This is a genomic window from Methanobrevibacter sp. (genome assembly GCF_017432245.1).
Taxonomy (GTDB): Archaea; Methanobacteriota; Methanobacteria; order Methanobacteriales; family Methanobacteriaceae; genus Methanobrevibacter.
Genome location: NZ_JAFRJO010000104.1, coordinates 20639 through 27680 on the forward strand (window position 1 = coordinate 20639; position 7042 = coordinate 27680).

Sequence of the window (7042 nt, forward strand, 5' to 3'; positions counted from 1 at the left end):
ATAAAACACACATCATTTTCTTCTGCATATAATCGCTCTCTTAAAATGTAAGATTCAGGGTCCAACTAATCAAGATTATTAATCTCCAAATTAAATAATTTCGAGGAATTATTTTACTCAACCTCCAAAATGAGTTCATAGCTTTGCTATGAATTATTTTTTCTTTTTTTATTTTTTTCTGATTCAGATTAAAAATAGTTTTATTTTAATTAGGTTGATTTTCTCTTTTTTCTTTTTTCTAATAAAAATAGTGTTTTTAATAGATTTTGATTCCTTTATCTTTTAAAATTGCTGCTAAATAGATAAAGGAAATTATAAAGAAGTAGAATAAGATTTGTATATCCAATATGCCTGTTTCCACTCCTACGATGGAATAAGTCAATATTAAGCTGTATATTGCAATATAAAATGAGTCTTCAGTGATTTTAATTATTTTATATCCGGTTCCTAAGATGAATCCAAGCAAGCACATCTCTAAAGCAACGCCAATTTTACCAAAATCAACTAGCATCTGACCTAATAATGTAGGGGTTACTGTAACTTCAGTTCTCCAAGCTATTAACTTTCCAACTAACATTCTAGGTCCAAGTGGGCTTCCAGGCATTGAACTTGCTATCATTTTGCCGTGCAATAGACCAAAGTTGCCAGAAATCTGATTTAATAGGTTCAATACATGCATAGTGAAATTTGCCCTATTTTCCAAAGTAGAGAATATGCTTGTGTTTGTACTGATTGCAAGCTCATTTAATGATCTCAAATAACCAATTCCCATAATTGCACAAACTCCAATCAATGCTCCTATAATCACTTCCCAAACGGATAATATCTCTCCGTAGTAAGCGATAATGATCATCATAAGAAGGATTGCAATGATTGGTGTTCTGTATTCAAGTGTAAGAACAGTTATAATACCTATAAATGTTAAAATCAGGAATCTGAATCTGACTTGGCTTCTTGAGATTTCACTATTTTTGTATTGGTCCAATCTGTGTGATGCAATTAGTCCTATTCCCGGAATCACTAGGAATACTGGCATTGTGAATATAGGTTTTAGTGAGTATCTTAAAGAGGATTTCAATATTGGCAATCCTCCAACAGATGCAATGCTTATAAATAGGAATATGATTCCAATTAATGTGAGGCAAAAACCAATTGAATAGACATCTTTTGTATCCAATAAAGGGATTATGTTCTTTTTATCGGTTTTTTTAAATTCCTCATTATTCTGATTATTCAAAACAAATCTTGGAAGTATGATTGATCCAATGAAAAATGAGATAAATGCAATGCTTAAAACGATTTGCAAGTCTCTTGAAACAGGGTCTGTTGCAAGCAGTAAAAAAAGCGCAAATGTAACTAAAACAATAAGGGGTGAGAATATTTCCTCTTTTAAAATTTTACTTTTTTTAAAAATGGATAAAAAGTTTTCACTAGGATACAATCTCTTGAAATAGCTATTTACCCATTCTTTTTCAATAAATTCAAGAATATTGAAAATAAGTGTAAATAAGAAGGATTTTCTAATAATGCCTTCTATATTTCTAGTTATTGTGCTAGTTATAGAATAGATTAAACTCATATTTTCACTTACTTTCACTTAATATAATATAACTAATTATAAGTTCTGAGTCTTATTTGGCTTGTTTGGCCATTGAAATCTCCTAATATTTCACTTGCTATTTTCAAATCATTTTTATTGGCTCTATTGATTTCTAAAGTATTAGTTTGAGAATTTCTTAAGACAATGCAAGGTTTTTTATTTTCATTTAAAGCATTTAATAATTTTTGATATTTTACACTATCGAAATTATCTATAGAAATACTTGTAGTGATTTCACAATTTGTTCCATTAGGAATTTCGCTGATTAAGTCGTTAAGATTATTAATTTCTTTTGGAGAAACTGTAATGTCCTTGAAGTTGTAGGTGTCCCCATTTGTTTCCAAGCTTATTGAATCGATAAGCAAGTCTGCATTTGGAACATCTATGTAGAATCCAGCAAGCAATGGTTTGCCATTATCATCAAGGAGAACGTTTACTTTTCCATTCCCATCTTCCCCTACCCATAGGACTCTTCTATTCAATTCAAGCTTTTCTCCAGTTTTTGCATCGGTTCCAACAATTTCGCTTGTAACTATCTTTCCGTCTTTGTAGTAATCCAAATAAGTCTCCACTATTTTAGGATTGGTTGAATAATCAAATGAAGTGGCGGAAGCCTTTGTTGAGTCATCATCAGTCATATGGTAAATTGCAAATCCTACCGCACCAATGATGCATATTATTATTAAGATGTCAATAATTGTAATTTTATTTAAAAACCCTGGTTTTTTCATAATTATAACCTGATTAAATTTTAAGTATGATTTCTATGTTGCTTTCATTATTAGTATTGATTTCTTAGTTTAGCTATTCCTCGTAAATAGCACCTAAAGGACACATATCCATGCATATTCCACAGTCATCACATCCATCCTTAATGATCATGGTGTATCCTTTTTTCTCAATCAAGTCCTTAGGACAAACAGGTATGCATTTTTCACAAACTCCACATTCATCTAAATCAATAACTATCAATATATCGCCTCATAAATTATTTTTTTGTGAATTTTGTAAATTATTAAAATTCATTGAAATTTCTTATTTAATAATTTATTATCTTTTAATAAAATTTTATTTAATACTATTTTAAGATATAATCATTTTTCTTTATATAAGTTTGTAAAATTTTGATTATTTTTTAATAAATTTTTTCTAAAATCTCTTTATTTAGGCTTTATTTAGGGATTTTTTAATATTATTTTTCCGTATCCACAACCTTTATATATCATAAAGTCTAAAATAATATTGTTGTATTATTATGCAAGGGTTCCCGAGCGGCCAAAGGGGAAGGACTTAAGATCCTTTGGTGTAGACCTACGAGGGTTCGAATCCCTTCCCTTGCACTTTTTTATATATTTTTTCCGATTTTTACTGCCTTAGTGGCTCAGCCGGTAGAGCGCTACCTTGGTAAGGTAGAAGTCGGGGGTTCGAATCCCCCCTAAGGCTCTTTTTTCTAATTAATTCAAAAAGGATTAATTAGTTTTTTTATTTTTTTTCAACGAAAGTTGTTTTTTTTTAAATTAGTCTATTTAAGGTATCATACCTAAGGTATCATACCTTAAATACTAATTGTAAGTTTTTTTATAATCGCAAGATTATTTTTTCTTATTTTCATTTGCTGTGAATTTGTTAAGTTATGAATTGTTAAGTCATGAATTTGTTAAGTCATGAATTAAGTCACGATAGTTTGAATTCATAATCAATCAATTTTAAATATGATGAGATGTATATTTTATTTGCAGTTATAATGATTTTTATCATATTGTGAAACTTAGAAATTAAAGAATATGGGTGATAATTTGGTTAAACATTTTAACGTTATAATGGCAGGGTTCATTGGTGGAACTGTGGCATTGTTTACTTCAGTTTTAGGAGTTTCCGGAACAATCATTGGTTCTGTATTAAGTTCATTCCTCTATCAATTGCTTTCAAGCTATTCAGAAGAGAAGATTGATGCAGGATCATTAAGAAAACCTAAACTGGCTAATGAGATTGTTTATATATTCCCATTAGTTGTTATAGGAATCATTGAATTGATATTCTTATTGTCAGCATTGCATTACAGATTTGATATGATATTTGACTTCCTTGAATCTGCTGTAGCAAATAACTTATTCAGATTAATGGGAATTGGTTTAATCATTTTAGGGGCTTACCCATATTTCAATTCAAACAATATTGACAAGCGTAACGGTACTGTTGTTTTGATTGTAGGGGTATTGTTGCTTTTAAGAGGTCTTATGGACATTTCAAGCATCACTTCAAAAATATTCTATGCTGTCTTTGCTCCATTTGATTCATTGTTTGCATTGGTTGTAATTGTTTTATTGGCACTTGTTATATTGAATATCCTAATAAGTTCCGATAATGAATATTTCAAGTCAAATGAGTTCATCAATAAGCATAGGCCAAGAAAGCCTCATGCAAGAAAAATAGACACTTCCTTTGGTAGAAATGATAATGATGATGAAGATTTAGGCCATAATTCCAATCATAAACCTCGTCATTTCCATAATAAATCCAATCATTATTCCAATAGATTTAATCCTAAATATAATAATTCAAATAATTATTCTAATGGAAATCCGGAAGTTCTTCCAATCTATGAAGAGGAAGTCATTTTGGTAAATAATCCTGAGGATCCTAATAATCCTATTAAAAAAAGAATCTTAAAAAGACTAAAAACAGAATATGATGCTGAAGAAGATGATTATCAGGATTTATATATCATTGATGAATCTGAATAAATAAGAATGAGTAATTTTTTAATTTAAGTGAAAGGGAAAATCTTTTTTCCCATATGCTTTCTTTTTTTATTAAATTTTCATTTTTTCATTAAATCTTATTTTAATAAATTTTTATTCAATTAAAAAATCCATTAATTTTAATTGGACCTTCTCCAGGTGTTTCCGCATTTTGCGCACCTGATGAAATATGTTGGAGCTTCATCAGCAGACCTTGTTTGAACTGTCCACCAGTAACCTTTGGTTCCTCCACATTTATAGCAGGTAATCTCTTTTGTAGGTAGGGTAACATTGGTGTTATCTGTTACAATGACTTCCATCTCTTTTTTCCTTTCCCCATCAAAACGATATTCCTGTTCTATAACTTCATCAGACAATTCTTCCTCATATCCGCAGTCACATTTTATTTTCTTGTTTTTTGGCATCAGTATTTTACCGCAATCTGGACAAAATCTCATTTTTTTCATGCTCCAAAATTAATAATTTGACAAAATCCTTTTCATCATTTTTCTTGTCAATTTTATCATGGTAATTTTTAATAATTTATCATTATTTGTAATGGTATTTATAAAATTCCTCATAAAAAATTCAATAATTTTCCATGATATTTAATGAAATTTTCATAAAACTTTCTCTTCAGTATTTTACTAGTTTCGTTATTATTTTCTTATAATATAAATTTTTATATTATTATTAACTTTTTCAATAACTTTATCAATGATTTTATCAATAATTTCAAATTTCAATCATCTATTTTTCATCACCAGTAATATTTTTAGGAAAATTTTGGAAAATTCATAATAATTTGTAATAATTTATCATGACAAATCAACATATTTATATACAATGTTTATTAAAAGTTATAGTATATACAATGTTTACTAATTATCGTATATGAAAGAATGGAGGAAATATCAATGATTGAAATTCGCTTCCACGGACGTGGAGGACAAGGTGCTGTAACTGCAGCAGAGATTTTAGCTAAGGCAGCATTTAAAGATGGTAAATACTCTCAAGCGTTCCCATTCTTCGGTGTAGAAAGAAGAGGGGCTCCGGTTATGGCATTTACCAGAATCGATAGCGAACCTATCAATTTAAGATATCAGGTTTACAACCCTGATCATGTGATAGTTCTTGACGATGGTCTTTTAAGTGTTGTCGATGTTTATTCTGGATTGAAAGAAGATGGTGAAGTTATTATAAATACTCATGAAAAGGTCGAATCAGCAAGTCACAAGGTATTTGATGTGGATGCAACAGGCATTGCACTTGAAATTTTAGGTGTAAATATCGTAAACACCATTATTTTAGGATACTTTGCTAAGAAGACCGGTGAAGTAAGTATTGAATCACTTCTTGAAGTAATTAAGGAAACTTTCCCAGGTCCAATTGGAGAGAAAAATGCAGTAGCAGCTCAAAAAGCTTACGATATGGCTTAGGTGGCTGTATTTAAAATTTATTGATTTATGAAAGGTGATTAAATGGTTTCTATTGGATGTGCAATTAGTGAACCTGGAAGTACACGTAAAAACAAAACAGGGAGTTGGAGAACTTTTAAACCAATCCTTGATAAAGAAGCTTGTGTAGATTGTGATAACTGTATCATGTTCTGTCCAGAAGGATGTGTAAACAAGGACCATGATATAGATTATGATTATTGTAAAGGTTGCGGTATTTGTAAAGTAGAATGCCCAGTTCAAGCTATTAAAATGGAAATAGAATAGCTAAGCTATTAAAGAGAAAAAAATTAGAGTGGAGAAAATTTTATGGCAAAAGAAATTATGACAACAAATAGAGCAGTTGCAGAAGCTGTAAAGTTAGCAAAACCACAAGTTGTTCCTGTTTACCCTATTACTCCTCAAACTACCATATCTGAATACCTTGCACAATTCGTTGCAGATGGTGATTTGGATGCAGAGTACATTAGAGTTGAATCAGAACACAGTGCAATCAGTGCTACTTTAGGAGCTTCCGAAGCAGGAGTAAGAGTATTCACTGCTACTTCATCCCAAGGATTAATGTTAATGCATGAAATATTATTTGCAGCTGCAGGTATGAGAGCTCCAATAGTAATGGCAGATGCAAACAGGGCAATTTCTGCTCCATTAAACATTTGGAACGATCAACAAGACTCCATCGCACAAAGAGATGCAGGATGGATTCAGCTTTATGTAGAAAACGGTCAAGAAGGATTTGACACTATCCTTCAAGCATACAGAATTGCAGAGCATGAAGAAGTAATGTTGCCTGTAATGGTATGTTTAGACGGATTTATCTTAACTCACACTGTCGAGCCTGTAGACTTATTGACTCAGGAAGAAGTAGATACCTTCTTCAAACCATATGTACCTAAATTCGCTTACCTTGACCCTGAAAGACCAATGTCCTTAGGTAACTTTGCAGACCCTGAATACTATACTGAAGCAAGACATGACATGCAAGTTGCTATGGACAAATCCATGGAAGTAATCAAGGAAGTGGGTGCAGAATTCGGTGAAAAGTTCGGAAGAAGCTACGGATTGACAGAACCTTACCTTTGTGAAGATGCAGAAATCATTTTAGTCTGTATGGGTTCAATGGCAAGTACAGTAAGACATGTGGTTGACCTGTTAAGAGAAAAAGGCGAAAAAGTAGGTTTATTAAAAATAAGGGCTTACAGACCATTCCCTTATGAAGAAATTGATGAAATCGTCAAAAATGC

General features: G+C 31.1%; 8 protein-coding genes and 2 tRNA genes. 6 read left to right on the top strand and 4 right to left on the bottom strand.

Annotated features, from left to right (window positions below):
- Positions 1-256: 256 nt before the first annotated feature.
- From IJI80_RS08230 to IJI80_RS08240, 3 genes are all read right to left on the bottom strand, one after another.
- On the bottom strand, positions 257-1579 hold the full coding sequence (locus IJI80_RS08230; protein ID WP_292789364.1) for an oligosaccharide repeat unit polymerase family protein: 1323 nt from the start codon (positions 1577-1579) through the stop codon (positions 257-259).
- 32 nt (positions 1580-1611) lie between these two features.
- Positions 1612-2331: an adhesin gene (locus IJI80_RS08235; protein ID WP_292789366.1), complete on the bottom strand. Its 720-nt coding sequence runs from the start codon at positions 2329-2331 to the stop codon at positions 1612-1614.
- A gap of 73 nt (positions 2332-2404) precedes the next feature.
- Positions 2405-2569, bottom strand: a complete 165-nt coding sequence (locus tag IJI80_RS08240; protein ID WP_365954065.1) for a 4Fe-4S binding protein — start codon at positions 2567-2569, stop codon at positions 2405-2407.
- Between the two features lie 288 nt (positions 2570-2857).
- Between IJI80_RS08240 and IJI80_RS08245 the strand changes: the two genes are divergently transcribed.
- The 3 genes from IJI80_RS08245 to IJI80_RS08255 all read left to right on the top strand — a co-directional run bounded on the left by IJI80_RS08245 (position 2858) and on the right by IJI80_RS08255 (position 4344).
- Positions 2858-2940, top strand: a tRNA-Leu gene (locus IJI80_RS08245).
- Positions 2941-2970: 30 nt separating this feature from the next.
- Positions 2971-3043, top strand: a tRNA-Thr gene (locus tag IJI80_RS08250).
- A 353-nt stretch (positions 3044-3396) separates the two neighbouring features.
- Positions 3397-4344, top strand: coding sequence for a hypothetical protein (locus IJI80_RS08255; RefSeq protein ID WP_292789370.1), 948 nt, complete (start codon positions 3397-3399; stop codon positions 4342-4344).
- A 137-nt stretch (positions 4345-4481) separates the two neighbouring features.
- Here the strand turns inward: IJI80_RS08255 and IJI80_RS08260 are convergent, their stop codons facing one another.
- Positions 4482-4799 (bottom strand): transcription factor S, encoded by a 318-nt coding sequence (locus IJI80_RS08260; RefSeq protein ID WP_292789372.1) that lies wholly within the window; start codon positions 4797-4799, stop codon positions 4482-4484.
- Positions 4800-5258: 459 nt separating this feature from the next.
- On the opposite strand from IJI80_RS08260, the gene porC reads away from it, so the two are divergent.
- The 3 genes from porC to porA all read left to right on the top strand — a co-directional run.
- A complete protein-coding gene (gene porC / locus IJI80_RS08265) occupies positions 5259-5780 on the top strand; it encodes a pyruvate synthase subunit PorC (protein WP_292789374.1) in 522 nt (173 codons plus the stop codon).
- A gap of 42 nt (positions 5781-5822) precedes the next feature.
- Entirely contained in the window at positions 5823-6065 is a 243-nt protein-coding gene (porD, locus tag IJI80_RS08270) for a pyruvate synthase subunit PorD (protein ID WP_292789376.1), read from the top strand.
- Positions 6066-6107: 42 nt separating this feature from the next.
- The coding region (gene porA / locus IJI80_RS08275) for a pyruvate ferredoxin oxidoreductase (RefSeq protein ID WP_292789378.1) at positions 6108-7042 on the top strand (935 nt) is incomplete at its 3' end.

Excerpts from the sequence above, each read along its gene's own strand:
- IJI80_RS08230 (WP_292789364.1), bottom strand. The coding sequence starts at position 1,579 with ATGAGTTTAATCTATTCTATAACTAGCACAATAACTAGAAATATAGAA.
- porC (WP_292789374.1), top strand. The coding sequence starts at position 5,259 with ATGATTGAAATTCGCTTCCACGGACGTGGAGGACAAGGTGCTGTAACT.
- IJI80_RS08235 (WP_292789366.1), bottom strand. The coding sequence starts at position 2,331 with ATGAAAAAACCAGGGTTTTTAAATAAAATTACAATTATTGACATCTTA.
- IJI80_RS08260 (WP_292789372.1), bottom strand. The coding sequence starts at position 4,799 with ATGAGATTTTGTCCAGATTGCGGTAAAATACTGATGCCAAAAAACAAG.
- porD (WP_292789376.1), top strand. The coding sequence starts at position 5,823 with ATGGTTTCTATTGGATGTGCAATTAGTGAACCTGGAAGTACACGTAAA.